This is a genomic window from Priestia abyssalis, assembly GCF_002019595.1.
Classification (GTDB): Bacteria; Bacillota; Bacilli; order Bacillales; family Bacillaceae_H; genus Bacillus_BA; species Bacillus_BA abyssalis.
The window spans coordinates 287,989-307,077 of the sequence record NZ_KV917369.1 but is presented as its reverse complement, the minus strand read 5'-3'; the positions used below and the strand labels follow the sequence as shown (position 1 = coordinate 307,077).

The following is a 19,089-nucleotide window of genomic DNA, read 5'->3' as shown; positions in this document are numbered from 1 at the left end:
TTCAATGACTAAAGGATACACAAGGTTTTTATCAAGCATAACGACACATGATATTGTAGAACACCAAACAGCCAAGGCTAAAAAAATCCTTGGCTGCTCGGGTATCTCGTGATGTACTTAACTAAAAGTCAATCTTATTTCCTTCTGAATCTACTGTAGGATATAGATAGGTTCATTGTCCTTTTCTTTTATTCATTAACAGGAAGTTGCAATACAATCATTTTTGTTTCTGTCATGTCTTCAATTGCATAGCGAGGGCCCTCACGCCCGATTCCACTATTCTTCACGCCGCCGTAAGGCCAATGATCCAGTCTAAAATTCGACGTTCCGTTAATGACCACACCACCGACTTCAAGTGAGTGGGCAACTTTATAAGCTAAATCCATTTGATTTGTAAATAATCCTGCCTGGAGTCCAAAGGAAGAGTCATTTGTCTCTTCAATTGCTTCTTCGATTGTTTCATAAGGAATGATACTCACAATCGGTCCAAATACCTCCTCGCAAACGACTTTGCTTTGCTTAGGCGGGTTTAACAGTATCGTCGGTTCCACTGTCGCACCATGTTGCTTGCCGCCGCATATTAGTTTTGCACCTAAATTGACCGATTCACTGATCCATTCCATAATCCGCTTTGCTGCATTAGTATCTACTAGAGTACCGACATCTGTATCTGGCAATAAAGGATCTCCTATTTTAAGCTTTAGAACTTCTTCTTTTAGAAGTTCCGTAAACTCTGGAACCACGGATTGATGTACATAGATTCTTTGAACGGAAATACAACTTTGTCCTGAATTACTGAATCCTGTTCTCGCACACATAGCAGCTGCACGTTTTAAATCCGCGTCATCATGAATAATAGTAGAAGCATTTCCACCTAATTCAAGAAGCACTTTTTTCATACCTGCTAATTCACATATATTTGTACTAGCCACTACTCCACCGGTGAATGAAATCACATTGACGCGGTCATCTTTTACAATTTGTTGTGCGATTTGTCGTCTGCCAAGAACCATATTGATCGCATTTTCAGGAAACCCTGCTTCCAGCAATAATTTTAACAGTTCAGTCGCAATCAACGTCGTTTGAGAAGATGGTTTTAAAATGACGCTGTTTCCTGCCGCAAATGCCGGTCCAACCTTATGGCATACAAGGTTCAAAGGGGCATTAAACGGTGTAATGGCCGCAACGACACCAACAGGTACTCGGAAAGTAGAAGCGAGCGCTTTTGTTCCTCTTTCAGAAGAATCACCGGGTAACGTTTCTCCTATTAATCTCTTCGCTTCTTCACCTGACAATTCTAATGTTTCAATAGAACGTGATACTTCATCAAGTGTATTTTTTAACGGTTTTCCTAATTCAAGAGAAATAATCTTTGCAAATCTTTCTTTCTGTTCTTCTAATAACACAGCTGCACGTTTTAAAATCTTCGCTCGTTCATGAGAAGGTATACTGGCAATTTGTTTTTTAGCTTCATAAGCAGATGCTAAAGCCTTTTCAACATCCTCTTGCGTTGCTAACACTTGCTCACCTATTACTTCTCCCGAATAAGGATTTATAATAGAAACGGTTTCACGTTCTGAAACAATCCATTCCCCATTAATATGGGGTTGTGATTTTCTTACAGTCGTTTTTATCATCTTTATCACCTAGTTTTATGAATTTTGAAAGCAGAGTTTTTATTCATACATCATTTGATAACTCTAAAAAACTACTTTTTTAATTTGTCTAATAAGGCCGCCTGTTATCCCAATCTATTTTAACTTCCCAGTTTCTCTTGAACCTTTGGTTTAGCATATAATTGTGAACATGGACCAGCCTGAAGCATATAACTTCCCCCGTCATGGCCGATTGTTTGCCTTACATCCTTCGCTACGTTAATCAGACTATTAAGGTCAATCCCTGTCTCAACTCCCATCTCTGTTAACGCATGAACAACGTCTTCAGTGGCAATGTTTCCAGTTGCGCCAGGTGCATATGGGCATCCTCCTAATCCAGCAATGGAACTGTCAAAATGAACAATTCCCTGCTGTAATGCTGCTACGACATTTGAAAGGGCCATTCCTCGAGTATTATGAAGATGCATAGAGAACGTCATGTTTGGGAAGCTTCCTTTTAATTGCCCTAACATATCATACACCTGCTTAGGATTCGCCATGCCCGTTGTATCAGCTAATGAAATCTCATCAATTCCCATTGTTGTGTAACGTTCGACAATGGCAGCGATACGCTCCACTGGCACTTTCCCTTCATAAGGACATCCAAAGGCTACAGAAATCGAACCTCCGACTTTGACTCCATGTTTTTCTGCCAGCTCGATAATAGGGTAAAAACCATTTTGTGCTTCCTCAACAAGACAGTTAGCATTCGATAAGCTATGAGCATCTGTTGCAGATAGCATAAGCTTTAATTTTTTAATTCCAGCGTCAATGGCACGCTGTGCTCCTTTGACGTTAGGAACTAATGCACGGAATTTGATTCCTGTTAAATCTTGAACACTTTTCACTACTTCCTCTGCGTCTTTCAATTGCGGAATCGCTCTCGGATGAACAAAGGACGTAATTTCCATCGACTGAATACCTGTTTTCGCTAATTCACGTACAATACGGATTTTTTGCTCCGTCGGAATCCACTCCGTTTCTGCTTGGAACCCATCACGCGGCGCGACCTCACAGATCGTAACCTTAGAAGGCAGCACCATCTCTTTTAATCCACTCATGTTAAATAACCCCCTTCTCTTTTAGTACAGCAAGCTCTTCTGCCGATAGACCAAGTTTTCCACCTAAGATTTCTTCGTTATGCTCCCCTAATTCCGGTGCGCGGTGGCGGATAGCCCCCGGTGTACTTGAAAACTTTGGAACAACTCCTGGTACTTTAATCGTTCCTAAACGCGGATGCTCGACCTCGACGATGTTTTCTCTTGCCTGGTAATGAGGATCATTAAAGATGTCTTCAATTGTATAAATAGGGCTGACGGGAACACCAAAGGAATCCAATTTTTCCTGCAATTCTTTTTGGGTATGCTGACGAATCCAACCAGATACAAGTTCTTGCACTTCATGATCATTCTTTAACCGTTCCGAATTCGTATAATAGCGCGGATCTGTTAGCATATCCGTTCTTTCCATCGCTTCTGCCAGACGGTTAAAGGTGGAATCTGTGCTGCAAACAAGAACAACAAACTTCCCATCCTTTGTCTCATATGTACCTGCCGGGCTTGAATGGCCTGCGAGACCAGGACTTCTTTCTCTCACTTTACCGTTTTGATCATACTCAGCAACTAAAAACTCCAGCATACGGAAAAGCGATTCATACAGACCCATTTCCACTACTTGTCCTTCTGGCTGATCGTTTGCCTCCCGATGATAGAGAGCGCTTACCGTCGCAAAAGCCGCATAAACACCTGTAATGTAATCCAATAAAGAATACGAAGGGCTGACCGGCGGTCGATCCGGGTAGCCTTGGATAGCCGTATGTCCGCTAAACGCAGTACCTGGAGTTCCAAACCCTGCTTTTTCTCGATATGGACCTGTTTGTCCATAACCGGAAACACGTACCATCACCAATCGAGGATTCACTTTTTTCAGTTCTTCATAGCCTAAATTCCATTTTTCCAATGTACCTGGACGGAAATTCTCAATTAAAACGTCTACTTGACTAATTAACTTTTTAAAGATTTCCCGCCCTTCGTCTGTGCGAATATCTAACGTAACAGATTTCTTATTGCGGGCTAATCCCGGCCACCTTAAAGGCTCGGTTCCTTTCCACGGTCCGACTGTTCGGAGCGTGTCCCCTTTTCCCGGAAGCTCCACTTTCGTCACTTCCGCTCCTAAATCTGCTAATAAGGTTGCCCCGAAAGGAGCAGCAATCATCGTTGATATATCTAAGATTTGAACACCTGTTAAAGGTCCATAATTTTGTTTAAGCATTATTCTTCCTCCTTCTATTAAGTGCCTAACTTGCACCACTATTTTTTCGTATATTCTTTCATTACACATACCTAAAAACATTGGATCACTTATGTCTAAGCCTTTTTATCACAATCGGACTATTGGTCTATTGGACTATTGGTTAGTCCAGTTATCTAGATTATAGTCAGATAAATCTGAACCGTCAAGATATTTATTTTTTAATTGTATTAATCGCTGTTATCTTACCAATAAAAGTGTTTTCATATTAGACACTCATTAGATTTTCACTATTAAAAAACCTTTGATTTTCATCGAACATTCTGATAATACCGACATGAAACAAATCGGACTAACCAGTAGTTCGATAAACCCTATTAAAAGTGATGACTATCTTGTAAATTCTGCAAGAATGATAACAAAAATGAAGAAATCTCTTCACCATGATATTAATAGATAGAAAAATAGATTTTCTAATTCCTTTGTAAGCATTAGTTAAGCAAAAGATTTAGCAATTATGTAAATGACGCAATACTAAAAACCTACGACATTGCCGTGGGTTTTATTTAAAAGCAGATAACAACTTATATTATATAAATAATTAGTGAAGGAGAGAATGATTGTCTATGATAGAAAAAAAGGGTTATCGTTCGGCTGCCACATGGTCTTCAAGCTCGAACTGCTACCGAATTTGTGCAAAAAGCATCATCTTTTAACAGCGAAATAAAGGTAGCTAAAAACGGAAGATTAGTAGAATGTAAAAGTATTATGGGAGTTATGGCTGCAGCAATTAGAAAAGGGGAAGAACTTACCCTAATTGCAAATGGTAATGATGAACAACAGGCCATTGCAACTCTGGAAGACTTTCTTTCCAACAACAGGGAATGAATTTTTCATATATTGATTTAAAAGACAATGCGATTAGTAAAATAAGAGAGACCAAGCAGCCAAGGTCTTTTTTGAAAGCCTTAGCTGCTTTTCCTATAACTATTCAACAGAAAGAAGAAAGTTTGCTTAAGAAGATATGATCATCAATAAAGAGTTATTGAATACTTTTAACAGCTATTTCTCAAAAACCTTACTAAATGGTTGAAAAACAGCCTCCAGCATTTGGACTGGGCTTGGCAAGTCTGGAAAGAAAAGAAGAAGGATTGCGAGTAACCACTCCATTGTGACCAGTATGACAAAGACTGATTTCTCTCTTTTTTGGCTTTGACTCATTCTTGGCCATTCATATAGAACCATAAGAGCGACTACTAGCGTTATGCCAATTATAAAAAACCAAGTCAAGTTTCTTCACCTCATTACGGAGCGCTTCCCGCACCCGTTCTAAGAACATGGGCCTCGATATCAAATATCACCTCAACCGTAGGAAATATCTCCTCCCAGTCATCTTTTGCTTTATTCCATTTTTTAGGGTATTTTCGCTCAAAGGCCTCTGCGAAACCGAAAATATCTGCTTTCATTTCTTTTTGTACTTGATCGATCGTTAATTGTAAACGTTCTTCAATCTCTTTTTCCAACTCTTTTTCCAGCACTTTATTATTTTGTAGTTTATCCAATTTTAAATTGCTTTCATTTTGAATTACATCGTCTTCTGTTACTGCTTTAACCGTCATTTCCCACTTTTCACCCTTGATTTTTGGGATGAGTTCCGTGTCCGCTCGAATAATAGTCATCGAGATATACCCATCTGCTCCTTTTGGTTTTGTGGTGACGCTGGCCTCTTTGATTTCATCTCTTAGCCAAAGCACTCCCCTCGTCACTTTATCATCAATCGTGTCTATCATTTTGCCCTGTTTAAAAACAGCCGTACGGTTAATATACGCAATCGTTTGTAAGGGATTTTGGCCCTCTTCTGGCGGCAATCGATCAATCATCGGAAGAGCTGCTGCATCTCCTTTTAACATTTGAAGTAACTCGATTAACGTCACATTCATCAACACCTCAGATACAGCCAATTCCCGCAGCACTTCGGCTGAGCTTTTTTCAATAGGGGGCTGCAAGGCCATCACATCCTTTGCGTTTCCTTTCGTGACAAACACATATGATCTAATCCGAGGCTCAGGATGACGAATAAAAAAATCAATGTGGTCACGAATTCCTTCTTTGGCCAGCTTCTCACCAATCACGAGCACTTCTGAATGGCCCCAAAAGACTTTTCTTGGAATTCTTTCTTTCAACTGCTCTAAAGCATCCGCAATGGTAACTCCTTGTCCCGTTCTAATTAGTGTTTGACCGCCTCCGCCGCTACCTCCGCTACTTCCTTCACCAATCTGCATTTGAGGAACGGATATTTCAACAGTTACTTCTATTCGGTTGTCATCCTTTTGATCTAAACCGACTCCTCTTATAAGGGCGACATCATTCAGTTCCGTTCGATCCCAACAACCGGTAAGCAGAAATAGACTCGTCCAAACGAAAAAAAACGAGAGGATTTTCATCCTTTTTGTTCCTCCTTTTTCTTACGAATCCCTTTTTGTATGGAAGCAACAAGCAGAAGAAACATCGGGATAGCCGTTTGGATAATTGGGTTTAAAAAAACGTCAATTGTTCGATTATAGCTAATGAATGTTGAGACATTTGAAATTTGCCAAATCGCCAATAAGACCGTTAAAAAGCCAAGTGGGAAAACAATCGGACGATAGTCTGAGAGATTCAGCCATTGGGCCGTTCCCAATACTACTACATAATAAAACACACATATTTTCATAAACGCGCCTGCAATCCAAATAGCCATGACAAGGGCTTCAAGATGGGATAGAAAATCAGCAACACTAATATATTGAACAGCGTTCATTAACGGAGCACCAAAGTTGCCTGTGGCATTTCCAAATACCAAAAGAGTCATGAGGTTTGTCACCACCATCGTCAGCAGCACAGCAATGACCGAAATGACCCCCCATTTCCTTCCTTTTTGTCGGTCCGTTACAAAAGCGAGAAAAAACGAGAAGAAGAAGAATTGGCCGAACCAGATATTCGAGAACGCGGCTCCCTTCATCGAAGGCGTGATTCCTTTCCCCATGATTGGAAATAGATGTTTCGCTTCTGCGTCCGGAAGAAGAAGGATCACGATGAATAGAAAAAGCAATAGAAAAATGGGAACAATCATTTCCGCAAGCCTTCCCATTACTTCTACGCCCCCGCGTACGGCAAAAGCACAAACCAGGATCATACTTCCCAGCACGACAATCTGCGGAGTTTGAGGAAGAAAGTAACTAATCACGAACTCTCCATACTGCCAGATGACGTTGCTGGTCCCATGCAGATAAAAAAGCAAAATGGCAGCCCCGATAACTTTCCCTGGAATCGCTCCTAGAATGTGCGTACTGTATTGGATGATGGTCTCTTTCGGATAGAACTGGTTCAACTTAGTTACCATAAGTACTGTAAGAAATCCTATAACAGACGCCCAAATGGGGGACAACCACAGGTCACGTCCTGCATAATCAAACGAGGTGGCAGGTAAAAAAAGAATGCCGGTCGCTATAATGCCAGGATAAATCATCATTGCCATTTGCAACGCAGATATTTTTCCATTCTCCATCATTCTGTTTCACCCCCATTTTTTGGGTCCGGTTTTTGATGAGGCGCTTGTCGGTATTGATTGTACTCCCCTGTTAAATGAGGGCGTGTGTTCAACATCCACCAAGGGGCCCGTACCAGCACATCTTTCATGTCCCTTCCCTTCATTGGAGCCATTGGGGAGAGATAAGGTATACCGAAGGAACGCAAGGTGCATAAATGGGTGAGAATGACGAGTAGGCCAAGCATTACCCCAAGTAATCCGAGTGTGCCGGCAAGAAAAATCATCGGAAAGCGCAACAGTCTTATGGAAGCTCCAAAGTTGTAGCGGGGAATGGTAAAAGAAGCAATTCCCGTCAGCGCCACCACCATGACCATCGGAGCCGAAACTAAGCCGGCTTGAATGGCGGCTTGACCAATGACCAGGGCCCCTACAATACTGACAGCAGCACCAACCTGCTTAGGAAGCCTGACCCCTGCTTCACGCAATGCTTCAAAGGTAATTTCCATAATCAATGCTTCTACGAGGGCAGGAAACGGAACAGCTTCCCGAGAAGCTGCCATACTAAGGATGAGTTTCGTTGGTACCATTTCTTGATGATAACTTAAGACCGCCACATAGATTGAAGGAAGCAGAAGCGAAAGTACCACAAATAAATAACGTAACCATCTGATAGCTGAACTCAATACAAATCGTTGATAATAATCTTCACTAGATTGAAGCAATGAATAGAGCGTCGTGGGCGCAATCAATCCAAAAGGACTGCCATCGACGAGAATGACAACACGTCCCTCCAGCAAACTAGCAGCAGCCGTATCAGGTCGTTCGGTACTCATAATCTGGGGAAAAGGCGAAAAGGGCTGATCCTCCATCATTTCCTCAATATAACCGCTGTCTAATATTCCATCGATCTCAATTCGTTGCAGCCGATTCGTAACCTCTTTAATCAGAGTTTTGTCTGCGATTCCTTCTATGTAAGCGATTGTGATTTCGGTTTGAGTATACCGCCCCACTTTCATCGACCTCATTTTTAATTGGGGACTTCTGATCCTTCTTCGTAGTAGTGATGTATTCACTCCTAGTGTTTCTACAAATCCTTCACGCGGTCCTTTTACAACCGATTCAGAAGTGGGTTCCTCAATCGAACGCTTCTCCCATTGAGCCAATCCTAAAGCCGCCCCGCGATTTTCACCATCAACCAATATGACTGGATTACCTGTGGATATTTGCCTAATACAATCATCCGAAGTTTTCACTTCTTTCACCTTTGAAACAGATACTGTTTCTTTCAGCCATCCGGTAAGAGTGCTTTGTTCTCCTTTCGTCTCTCGCATCAGCGGGGAAAGCACATTTGTATCCATTTCTTGAATATTCGATAGACCCTCGATATAAATTAGTTCCGCTTTTAGTTGTCCTCCAATCAAGAAAGGACGAAATACTACATCTGAGCAATCCTCATAGAGAGAACAAAGAACCTGGAGATTTTGATCCAAGTTCGAAGAAAGCAAGTCTTCCTGTTTCTCATCCTGCCGAGCTTGATTTATTCTATTACTTTTAGACCTCCTAAAAATCATTTACATACCTCTTTTTCTCTATATAAGATCCACAGTTACACTTCAATTTCAACTAGTTATTCGTGTACCATTATGGACAAAATAAAAAAGATTTAAACACTATAACTTTCCCTCTTCTCCATATATATAGCTATATAAGTCAGCTCAATAGCCATGGAAAAAAGATAGTAGTATTTACATCTTTAATGACAAGAAAATTAGGCTCTCATTCTAGTAGAATTCACACGTCAACGCTTGAGCTCTTTTAGTCAACATATGTATTCTCCCCTTTTACTAACTGTTACCAACAAAAAACCCTTTATTAGTTACAAATTAATATGTCTCGCAAAAAAAAATCACCATTTTCTCTAACTCATTGATTACTCAACAAATTAGGGAAAATGATGGTTTCTTTAGGGTTAGGGTGACTCAAAAAGATATTTTTGTGCTTTCAACTACTCTTCTTTTTACCTATAAGCTTTGTTAAAGAACAATATTGATTTTTACCATTTTTGACTCATTCATTCGAAAATTAACATTAAACTTTAATATAGCCTATCTATAAAAGCCCATACTTTGACACACTGTCTTTATCACGATTTATTGCTAAATAAAGATTAATGGATTTCCTTAATAAATCCGATTAACATTGGTGTAAAAATTCCTGCTAAATTGGCGAAAAAATTGAATAGTCCACCAGCGGCTGTCTCATTACTATGAGCAGAACGAACGGGTTTCAGATCTGGCTTGTCTTCTAGAGCGTCAAAGATTGAATGAATTGCTTTTTAAGATATCTTATCAATTATTTTTCCAGCACTCTTGTTAAAATCTTTTCCACCATGGCCATTGACTAATTTTCTATAACGGAAAAAAACAAATAACGCACACACTAAACCAATGACCGACAGAAGTGCATCGAAAATAAAGATGATCTTAATATTTCCAGTTTTCGACAACATACCTGTCACCAACGGCATCACGACAGAGGCAAGTCCCCCCGCTGTAGCAAGAATTCCTGTCACGGTTCCTTTCTTTCTCCAAAAGATTTCAGTGATCGTTGCAATTGATAATTGGAAAATACCCGCTGTTGAAAAACCGACGAAAAATGAAGCTACCGATACAACTTCGGCTGATCTAATCGTTAAAATTGTCACAATCGAAATAAACGTAATGATGGGATAAATCACAAGGACTGTGACCGGACGTAAGAACTTTTTCAATAATACAGCTAAGGATAAGACAGACACAAACATCCCGACACTGTAATAGCTGAGCAATTTAATTGAATGAACCTCTGTCATCCCTAGCACTTGCTGGCCAAAAGACGGCAGCCATATTTGAGCTACAGTAAATAGCCCTGTGGAAGTGAAGCCGATCACAACAAGGGCAAGCCCCTCTTTCTTAAAATTTGGCTCTGAGAGAAACTTAGTGCTTCCATTGTCCTGATCCACTTCGGGAGTTTGCACTGTTCGATGATTGGGAAAAAAGACAGTAAACAGAAATAGCGTATTTAGAAAATAAATAACAGCCGGTACAAAAAAAGCATAGCCGTAAAACATCTCCTTACTTGCAATAAACGAAATCATTATCGGTAACAGTCCTGTACCAACTGCCATAAAAGCTTTGACCATTACACTGGCCGAACCAGCCGACTTTGGAAAAATCTCAACTAAACCTGGATACGCACCTGCATCGAGCGCCGAATTGGAAACTCCTGCTAAAAACGCAAGCGCAAATGCAATTTGATAGCTTGGAGCCAACGGAATCCCAGCCAAGAAAATAGCTAAGCCAAAAGACCCGAAAATAACGAGTGGCTTTCTTCCAAACTTGTCCGATAAACGGCCCGATAGTGCATAAGTAAGTAACTTTCCGATTCCGATTGCAGAAATAATATAACTAATTCCAGCGCTGTCCGTATTCCACTGCCCCGTTAACGAAGTCATATTTGAAATAAGGATGATATTCACCATACCAAGTAAAAAGTAGCTGATGTACATCCCTAATGCTGCCTTTATATACATTCCCAACAACCCCTATCCACCGGCAAAGGTTTTCCATAAAACCGGTTAATTTAAATAGTACAGGTATTCATATAATTAGAATAGTTGATACTTACAATCTGAAACAGGAATTGTTTAAATCAACAGAATTGAAAGTTAATAAATCAAACTGTTTCAGCAACCTACTTCTTATAGTTTTACATAGAAAGAAATTTTGACAAGTAACTAAATAATATTTGTAAGCGTTATTATTTTACTCATTTATTATACTTATCGTTATGAAATTTTTCTTTCCTGTACCGATTACACTTCTCGTTTGGAGCAATAGTATGAGTATATCAAAAATTTCGACATTTGTTTCAATTTAACCAGAAAATTCTGTATAATTTTTGTGCATGACTAGACAAGAGAGGAACAAGCCGATACTAATAGGCAGTCCCTCCATGATCCATACTATTTTATCGCCGCTACGGCTGCCCTTAAGCCAAGGAGGTAGCTGTCGACCCCGAATCCGCAGATTTGGCCTTTTGCAATTTCAGCAAAAACCGAATGATGACGAAACTCTTCTCTTGCGTGAATATTAGACATATGAATCTCAATAATTGGTGCAGTGAGAATCGCAAGAGCATCACGCAATCCATAACTATAATGAGTCCATGCACCTGCATTGATGATAACGGCATCCTTGTTCTCTAAAAAGGCTTGATGAATCCTTTCACACATCTCGCCTTCATGATTGGTCTGAAAACTCTCTATTTCAACCCCCAGCTCCTCTGCAAGCGCCTTCAATTTCGTGTCGATTTCTTCCAAGGTAACCGTGCCATATTGAATAGGGTCTCTCTTCCCAAACATGTCGTGATTGATTCCATGCAGCATCAGAATCTTTTTCATATGATCTCCTCCTTTGTTTTAATGAGATGGACTATGGCAATCAGCAAATATCTTGCGAATATACGTAAGCGCTATCTTATAATTCAATACGATTTCCACTTCATGCCACGTAACATTTCTCAATGGGTTCATTTGATGTTATATCTATAGAAACAACTTTTATATATAGACTCATCACGCCTTTGCGAAATGAGTCTACGTTTTCAAAATCCATGTACATTTACTCTACCTGCGTTTACTAGCAACTCTGAAACGAGTATGCTTCGAGATACGTTTTCGCAGTCTGCAAGCAACGTCGCGCATGTTCCTCATAACCTAATGCCTGAGCGCGTTTGTCGTGTGGCAGCTCAATCGAGTAAGGAATCTCAGGAATCCGATTCACGATACTCGCAATATCAATACCGCCCTCTCCTATGTACAAACGTGCCTCACGCAGGATTTTGGTCATCGCTTCTTTTGATGTCGGAATTTCCGCAGGTGCATCGCAAAGATGGAGATAACGGAACCATTCGCGTGGCACTGCGTCCAAATCCTCTACCTTATCCCCTGCGCGATGAAAATGATGGATATCGATCATAAGGCCAGCATTTTCCTGGTTTGCTGTACGAAGAACATCAAGAGCTCCCTCAAGATTGGTCACACTCGCAATCGGAACATACTCTAATTCTATTGTCAGTCCGAACGGTTTAGCCAGCTCGCAAAGTTCAGTAAAACGCTCCATATATAAATTGCGATCGTTCGTCCATATGCTGCTAAGAACATGTCGTCCGCCGAGTTCAGCCGCAACTTCCATAGCAGGTACATATTTCTTTGGATTAACGTCATCACATATCCGTGCCAGTTCGATGTCAAGAAGCTTGACTCCTGTTTCAGCAAGTGCAGCTTTCGTTTCCCGCATCATCTGTTTATTTTCAGCTAACGCATAGTTAGGCTCGCCAGGCAGTCCCATATAAATGGGTCTAAGGCTAACGAAATCATAGCCAGCTCTCGCGGCAAGGTACGTCATCTCTGGTGGTGTACAACCAAGCACTGTAAGATGAGCTAGGGAGAATTGTTTGGTCATCTTCTTTTATTCCTCCAATCGTATAGTGTTTTTAGATTTAAACAGATACGTGGTGAACCTTCTTACCTGGAGAATAAATATCCATGATGTTCCAGTGTCCAGCAGTTGGTACCGGGTTGTTTAACATGGCTACATCAATGACAACTGGTTTATTGGACTCAATGGCCCGTTGTAAAGCCGGCTTAAACTCTTCCGCCGATTCAATTTTAATTCCTTCTACGCCATAAGCTTTTGCGATCGCTGCATAGTCAGGCGAATAAGGTTTTCCGTCTTTTTCAAACAACGTACCAAGAGTTGTGCCGTAATGGGCTTTTTGCAATCCTGCAATCGTACCGAACGCATAATTGTTCATGATGATCCACACAACCGGGATATTTTCTTCAGCCGCTGTAGCAAGCAAAGCAGGATTTTGTCCAAAACCGCCGTCTCCTACCAACGAAACGACCACTTTATCCGGCTGCGCAATTTTTGCTCCTAAGGCCGCTGGAGCGCCAAACCCCATTGTGGCGAAACCGCCTGGTGTTAAAATGCTTCCTGCTTCATAAATTGGAAACTGCTGTCCTACTCCATTTTTATTCCAGCCTACATCTGTTGTAATGTACGCATCTTTCGGAAGGACTTCGCGGACTTCTTCTAAAATGCGTTGAGGCTGCATTGGGAAGGAATTGTCTGTAATAAATTTTTGATTGCTGTTTTTGAATTCTTCTCGGTAAGCAGCAATTTCTTGTCTAAGCTCCTCATTTTGTAATCCTTCTGGTACTAATTCTTTGGCCACACGGTTCAGAACGGTTAACGCTTGTTTTAAATCCGCTACTGCCCCAATTTCGACTGGATAATTCCGGCCGATTTCACTCGGGTCAATATCAATCTGAATTAATTTAGTAGGAGGGAAATTAAAGGTATATTCCGGCTCCCACGAGCTAGAATCGGCTTCAGCGAAACGAGTGCCTAATGCAAAAATATAGTCCGCTTCCTTACATTTATCATTAATAAACTTTGTTCCCCAGAATCCTGTCATTCCTAATGTAAATGGATGGTCATCGGAAACAGCGCCTTTTCCCATAAGAGAATGAGCAACCGGAATACTCAAATGGTCAACTAGTTCTCTCAATTCATGCGCTGCATCTGCCAGCATAATACCTCCACCTACATAGAAGAGAGGATTTTTGGCATTCACAAGGGTTTGGATGATTTTTTTCGCTGTAACATCATCAATAGAAGGCTTGTGAAGCGCTTTCGTATTGTGGCTTAACTTCTCAAATAACGCCGGATCCACTTCTTTCGAGAAAATATCCATTGGTACCGATACTAAAACCGGTCCTGGATTTCCGCTTTCCGCCAGTTGGAAAGCCTTCTCCATAATTTCAGGAAATAAATCAGGACGATCCACACGCCATGCACGCTTAACAAACGGACGATAAATTTCATACTGCGAAGCATCGGCATGCAAGTTGACTTCCTGATGCGGATGTTTACCGTAGTAGTGACTTGGAACATCCCCGGCAATCACGACCATTGGAATAGAGTCTAAAGCTGCGTTGGCAACTCCTGTAGCAGCATTGGTTAGGCCAGGCCCTAAATGGCTTAATAAAACAGAGGTTTGTTTTTTAGCTCTCGCATATCCGTCAGCCATATGGGCAGAGATTTGTTCGTGTCTGACATTGACAAATTTGATCGAACTATTTTCTAAGGCAGTTAAAACCGCAATGTTTGTATGTCCGCAAAGACCAAAAATGTGTTCAATTCCTCTGTCTTCCAAATACTTAACTAATTGATGGGAAATGAGATTATTCATTGACTTTGTTCCTCCTTAAAATTCAAAATAATTTTTCCATACTTTCCGGAAACAGCCGCTTCAAAGGCCCGTTTATACTCAGTGAAAGGAATAATCATTGAAATGATCGGTTCAACATTAAATTCATCCTGCATTAGATATTCCATACTCTGTAAGAAATCAGATGAGAAATCATAAATGATCGTTCCATATAACGTCAATTCATTTCTTACCACACGAACGACAGGAAAATTAGCTTCTGGTGCGATACCAACTAAAACCACGGATCCACCAGGACTTGCGATATCTATTGCCTGTTCAATTGACTGTTTTACCCCGGCCGCTTCAATGACCACATCAAACGTTTCATTTTGAATCTCTTGAGGATGAGCAGTTTTGATATCCCCGAAACTCTTTGCTTTATCCAGTTTCTCTTGGTTAATATCGATGGCTGTTACATCAGCCCCTAAATAAGTGGCCAGTGCAACCGCCAGCATTCCCTCCGTACCGCAACCAATAATCGCAACCGAAGTACCTTTTGTAATCGTAACCTTTTTAAACGCATGAACGATGACCGCAAATGGTTCAATTAACACGGCTCTTTCATCCGGCATGCCATCAGGAATCGGCAATACATATTTGGATGAAATAACAAACTCTTTGGAGAATCCACCATCCGTATTAATACCTAACGATTGCCTATGACGACAAATGTTGATTTTCCCCTTTAAACAAAGATCACATTCACCGCAAAATGAATTTGGTTGAACGACGACTTTCGATCCAACTTTATATTTTGCGTCTTTACTCGCCTCAATAATCGTCCCAATTAATTCATGACCAGGGCGGATAGGATAGGAAGCATAGTTCACCTTCCCTTGAAAAACCCGAATATCTGATCCGCAAATCCCGCCATACGTTAATTTAATCTTTACTTCATCCTCTTTTAAAGGAGATGAAGACGGAAATTCTTTTAATTCTAAATCACCTGGTTTGTTCAAATATAATCCCAACATTTTCTTCACCACCAGTTCAACTACTCTCTCGTTTCCTATAAATAATAGAAGTAATTGATTATGAATGCTCTTTATTACTTCTTTCTCATTTCTTGCAACGCTTTCATTTCAATGTTCATTGTTTTTATTCACTAACAGGGAGCTGCAACACAATCATTTTGGTTTCCGTCATATCCTCAATCGCGTAACGAGGGCCTTCACGCCCAATTCCACTGTTCTTCACACCGCCGTAAGGCCAGTGATCCAGTCTGAAGTTCGACGTTCCATTAATCACCACTCCACCGACTTCCAGTGAGTGAGCGACTTTATAAGCCAAATCCATTTGATTTGTAAACAATCCTGCTTGGAGTCCAAAGGAAGAGTCATTGGTCTCTGCAATTGCTTCTTCAATCGTTTCATAAGGAATGATACTCACAATCGGTCCAAACACTTCTTGACAAACGACTTTGCTGTGCTTCGGAGGATTTAATAGAACCGTTGGCTCTACTGTCGCGCCGCGCTGTTTACCCCCACATACCACGGTCGCCCCCAGCTGAACAGATTCATCAATCCAATCCATCACCCGTTTCGCTGCGTTTGTATCGACTAAACAGCCAACATCCGTATCTGGCAATAAAGGATCTCCAATTTTAAGTTTTAATACCTCTTCTTTTAACAGGTCCGTAAATGCTGGAACAATGGATTGATGCACATAAATTCTTTGGACGGAAATACAGCTTTGTCCTGAATTACTAAAGCCTGTTCTCGCGCACATAGCGGCAGCACGCTTTACATCTGCATCTTCGTGGACGATCGTAGAAGCGTTTCCACCTAATTCAAGAAGGACTTTTTTCATCTTGGCTAATTCACATATATTCCTGGCAGCCACTACCCCACCGGTAAACGAAATGACATTGATGCGGTCATCCTTTACAATTTGCTGACCGATTTCGACTCCACCAAGCACCATGTTGACAGCGTTTTCAGGAAGTCCCGCCTCCAGTAACAGCTTTAACAGCTCCGTCGCAATCAACGCCGTTTGCGGTGCCGGCTTTAAAATCACACTATTACCTGCTGCAAATGCCGGACCCACTTTATGACAAACAAGGTTAAGCGGAGCATTAAATGGTGTAACAGCCGCTACCACGCCAACCGGCACACGGAACGTAGCCGCGATGGCTTTTGTTCCTCTTTCAGAGGCATCGCCCGGTAATGTTTCTCCCATTAATCGTTTCGCTTCTTCACCTGACAGCTCTAATGTTTCAATGGAACGGGATACCTCATCAATCGTGTTTTTTAACGGTTTTCCTAATTCAAAAGAAATAAGCCTGGCAAATCTCTCTTTCTCTTGTTCTAGTAACATGGCTGCACGTTTTAAAATCTTGGCTCGTTCATAGGAAGGGATCTTAGCTATTTGTTTTTTCGCTTCATAAGCAGAGGCTAAAGCCTTTTCAACATCGTCTTGCGTTGCGAGTACTTGCTCGCCAATGACCTCTCCGGAGTAAGGACTTTTGATTAAAACGATTTCCCTCTCTGAAGTAATCCATTCCCCATTAATATAAGGATGTGCTTTTTTTACATTCGTTTTTATCATGTTTTATCACCTAGCTTTCTAAATGATATTTTGTCAGTTACCTTGGACTTAAATTAAGAAAATAGAGTATAAATATTTTCTGAACTCCCCTCTTTGTCTGTAATTCTTATAACGAATTATATTGAGTTACATACAATGGAATCTATTTTCACTGTATGTAACTTTAAAGTGATTGTATATTAATTTTTAGAATCTTTCAATAGTTCATAAAGATAAAATTTTAAAAAATCTTTATGAACTATTGAGATATAGTCACCTTTTGTATAAAAAATTATCTATATTAATAAAAGAACTTGTTTTGAAAATTAAAAAATGAAAACTGATATTTAAGTTAAATGAACCCATTTCAAATCAGGCAATAAATACATTCGCTCAGGAAACAACGTTGTTTGACGTGAAGGATGGTCACTTTTTAGAAAGAAAAAGGGAGGAATAAATAAAACATTGCCAACAAAAAAAGTCGACTTTACCAATTGGTAAAGTCGACTTTTTTGTTATATATATGCCTTCAATGGCTTGCAATATGTAAATATATTTCATACATTCTTAATCCTAACATGAGAAAAACTTCTTTCTTGATGAATTGATGCTCTTCCTCTATATCCTAGTTAAGTTCTCGGGTTTGATTGTTCCTAACTATTATATTAGATTCCGTAATACAACTTGAACTTGTGAGTGTTTTCCTGATAAGGAATAATGGAACCTAAAAGACTTGATTGCAAATTAAATTCAGTGTAGGATGTAAATGAGTTCCAACCAGTGGAATTCACTTAAAATAACAAACGAATTTATTAAACATAAAAGGATGATGAAAAGATGCCATCTGAAAAAGAAAGTGGAGGACAAGGAATACGAACCGTTCAAAGAGCGTTGGATATTCTTGCTTGCTTTAGTGAAGCACAACCTGAATTAAATCTCACTCAAATTTCTGAAAAGATAGGACTGGCTAAATCTACAACAACTAGACTTTTGGCAACCTTAGAACAAAATGGGTATGTAGAAAAGGATTTATCGACGCTTAAATATAAGCTGGGTAAACAAATTTATTATTTGGGTCATATAGCTGGTAAATCCATTGAGTTAAAAACTATTGCAAAACCTATTATGGATACATTACGGGATGAAACAAAGGAAACCATTAACTTACACATTTTAGATGGTACTTATAGAGTGTGTATTGAGCAATCTCTGGGACTTAATACTATAAGTCATAGCATAAAAATTGGAGCAAAACATCCTTTATGGGCGGGTGCTGGCGGGAAAGCAATACTCGCTTTTCAAGATAGCGAATTTATCAAAATGGTTTTAGAAACTGCAGCCAACCCCAAACCAGATTTAGTGAATGAATTGAAAGAAATGAAAACAACATACTCTTGTAGTAGTATTGACGAAGAAGAAATTGGCTCTTCAGCTGTTTCATCACCGATTTTTAATCTAGATGGAGTAGTCAAGGCATCCCTTTCGATTTCTGGACCAACGAGTAGATTTTCTCTAGAAAACATAAAAAATTACCAAAAAATTGTTAAAGATGCTGCTTTTTTAATATCTTCCAAAATGGGTTACTTTCACCAATAAAAATTCCTATTAGAATATCCTGAAAAACTTCTTAATCAATGATTACTTCCTTACTTCATTAATGGAAGCCTGATACGTTGCTTATGAGAATTAGAGCTATGACATCAAAAAGGATACCCTTTAAAGAAAAAGGTATCCTTTTGGTTAGAAGTTAAAATTATCGGGATCCGGACCAACTCGATAATTTTTATCATTTTAGGCAAGAAGACTCCC

The 19,089-nt window shown here is 40.1% G+C and carries 14 protein-coding genes; 2 read left to right on the top strand and 12 right to left on the bottom strand.

Features of this window, described 5'->3' with window-relative positions:
• Positions 1-188: 188 nt before the first annotated feature.
• The 3 genes from BK575_RS01545 to BK575_RS01535 form a co-directional block, all read right to left on the bottom strand.
• On the bottom strand, positions 189-1,637 hold the full coding sequence (locus BK575_RS01545) for an aldehyde dehydrogenase family protein (protein ID WP_078408601.1): 1,449 nt from the start codon (positions 1,635-1,637) through the stop codon (positions 189-191).
• 119 nt (positions 1,638-1,756) lie between these two features.
• Entirely contained in the window at positions 1,757-2,716 is a 960-nt protein-coding gene (locus tag BK575_RS01540; protein WP_078408600.1) for a hydroxymethylglutaryl-CoA lyase, read from the bottom strand.
• Between the two features lies 1 nt (position 2,717).
• Positions 2,718-3,926 (bottom strand): CaiB/BaiF CoA transferase family protein, encoded by a 1,209-nt coding sequence (locus BK575_RS01535; RefSeq protein ID WP_078408599.1) that lies wholly within the window; start codon positions 3,924-3,926, stop codon positions 2,718-2,720.
• 624 nt (positions 3,927-4,550) lie between these two features.
• On the opposite strand from BK575_RS01535, the gene BK575_RS01530 reads away from it, so the two are divergent.
• Positions 4,551-4,793: an HPr family phosphocarrier protein gene (locus tag BK575_RS01530; protein ID WP_078408598.1), complete on the top strand. Its 243-nt coding sequence runs from the start codon at positions 4,551-4,553 to the stop codon at positions 4,791-4,793.
• 416 nt (positions 4,794-5,209) lie between these two features.
• Here the strand turns inward: BK575_RS01530 and BK575_RS01520 are convergent, their stop codons facing one another.
• From BK575_RS01520 to BK575_RS01480, 9 genes are all read right to left on the bottom strand, one after another.
• Positions 5,210-6,349 carry a Ger(x)C family spore germination protein gene (locus BK575_RS01520; RefSeq protein WP_078408596.1) on the bottom strand — a complete coding sequence of 380 codons (1,140 nt, stop codon included), beginning with the start codon at positions 6,347-6,349 and terminating at the stop codon, positions 5,210-5,212.
• Complete coding sequence (locus tag BK575_RS01515) at positions 6,346-7,455, bottom strand: GerAB/ArcD/ProY family transporter (RefSeq protein ID WP_204524850.1); 1,110 nt, start codon at positions 7,453-7,455, stop codon at positions 6,346-6,348. The genes BK575_RS01520 and BK575_RS01515 overlap by 4 nt, the downstream gene beginning before the upstream one ends.
• The gene (locus BK575_RS01510) at positions 7,452-9,005 is read right to left on the bottom strand and encodes a spore germination protein (RefSeq protein WP_078408595.1); all 1,554 of its coding nucleotides are present in this window, start codon (positions 9,003-9,005) and stop codon (positions 7,452-7,454) included. The genes BK575_RS01515 and BK575_RS01510 overlap by 4 nt, the downstream gene beginning before the upstream one ends.
• A gap of 764 nt (positions 9,006-9,769) precedes the next feature.
• Positions 9,770-11,005: an MFS transporter gene (locus BK575_RS01505; protein ID WP_078408594.1), complete on the bottom strand. Its 1,236-nt coding sequence runs from the start codon at positions 11,003-11,005 to the stop codon at positions 9,770-9,772.
• Positions 11,006-11,437: 432 nt separating this feature from the next.
• Positions 11,438-11,875: a type II 3-dehydroquinate dehydratase gene (gene aroQ / locus BK575_RS01500; RefSeq protein ID WP_078408593.1), complete on the bottom strand. Its 438-nt coding sequence runs from the start codon at positions 11,873-11,875 to the stop codon at positions 11,438-11,440.
• Between the two features lie 238 nt (positions 11,876-12,113).
• The gene (locus BK575_RS01495; protein WP_078408592.1) at positions 12,114-12,938 is read right to left on the bottom strand and encodes a sugar phosphate isomerase/epimerase family protein; all 825 of its coding nucleotides are present in this window, start codon (positions 12,936-12,938) and stop codon (positions 12,114-12,116) included.
• A 37-nt stretch (positions 12,939-12,975) separates the two neighbouring features.
• Complete coding sequence (locus tag BK575_RS01490; protein WP_078408591.1) at positions 12,976-14,733, bottom strand: thiamine pyrophosphate-binding protein; 1,758 nt, start codon at positions 14,731-14,733, stop codon at positions 12,976-12,978.
• Entirely contained in the window at positions 14,730-15,728 is a 999-nt protein-coding gene (locus BK575_RS01485) for a zinc-dependent alcohol dehydrogenase (protein ID WP_078408590.1), read from the bottom strand. The genes BK575_RS01490 and BK575_RS01485 overlap by 4 nt, the downstream gene beginning before the upstream one ends.
• 124 nt (positions 15,729-15,852) lie before the next feature.
• The gene (locus BK575_RS01480) at positions 15,853-17,301 is read right to left on the bottom strand and encodes an aldehyde dehydrogenase family protein (protein WP_078408589.1); all 1,449 of its coding nucleotides are present in this window, start codon (positions 17,299-17,301) and stop codon (positions 15,853-15,855) included.
• Positions 17,302-18,117: 816 nt separating this feature from the next.
• Between BK575_RS01480 and BK575_RS01475 the strand changes: the two genes are divergently transcribed.
• Entirely contained in the window at positions 18,118-18,876 is a 759-nt protein-coding gene (locus BK575_RS01475) for an IclR family transcriptional regulator (RefSeq protein WP_078408588.1), read from the top strand.
• The last annotated feature ends 213 nt before the right edge of the window (positions 18,877-19,089 follow it).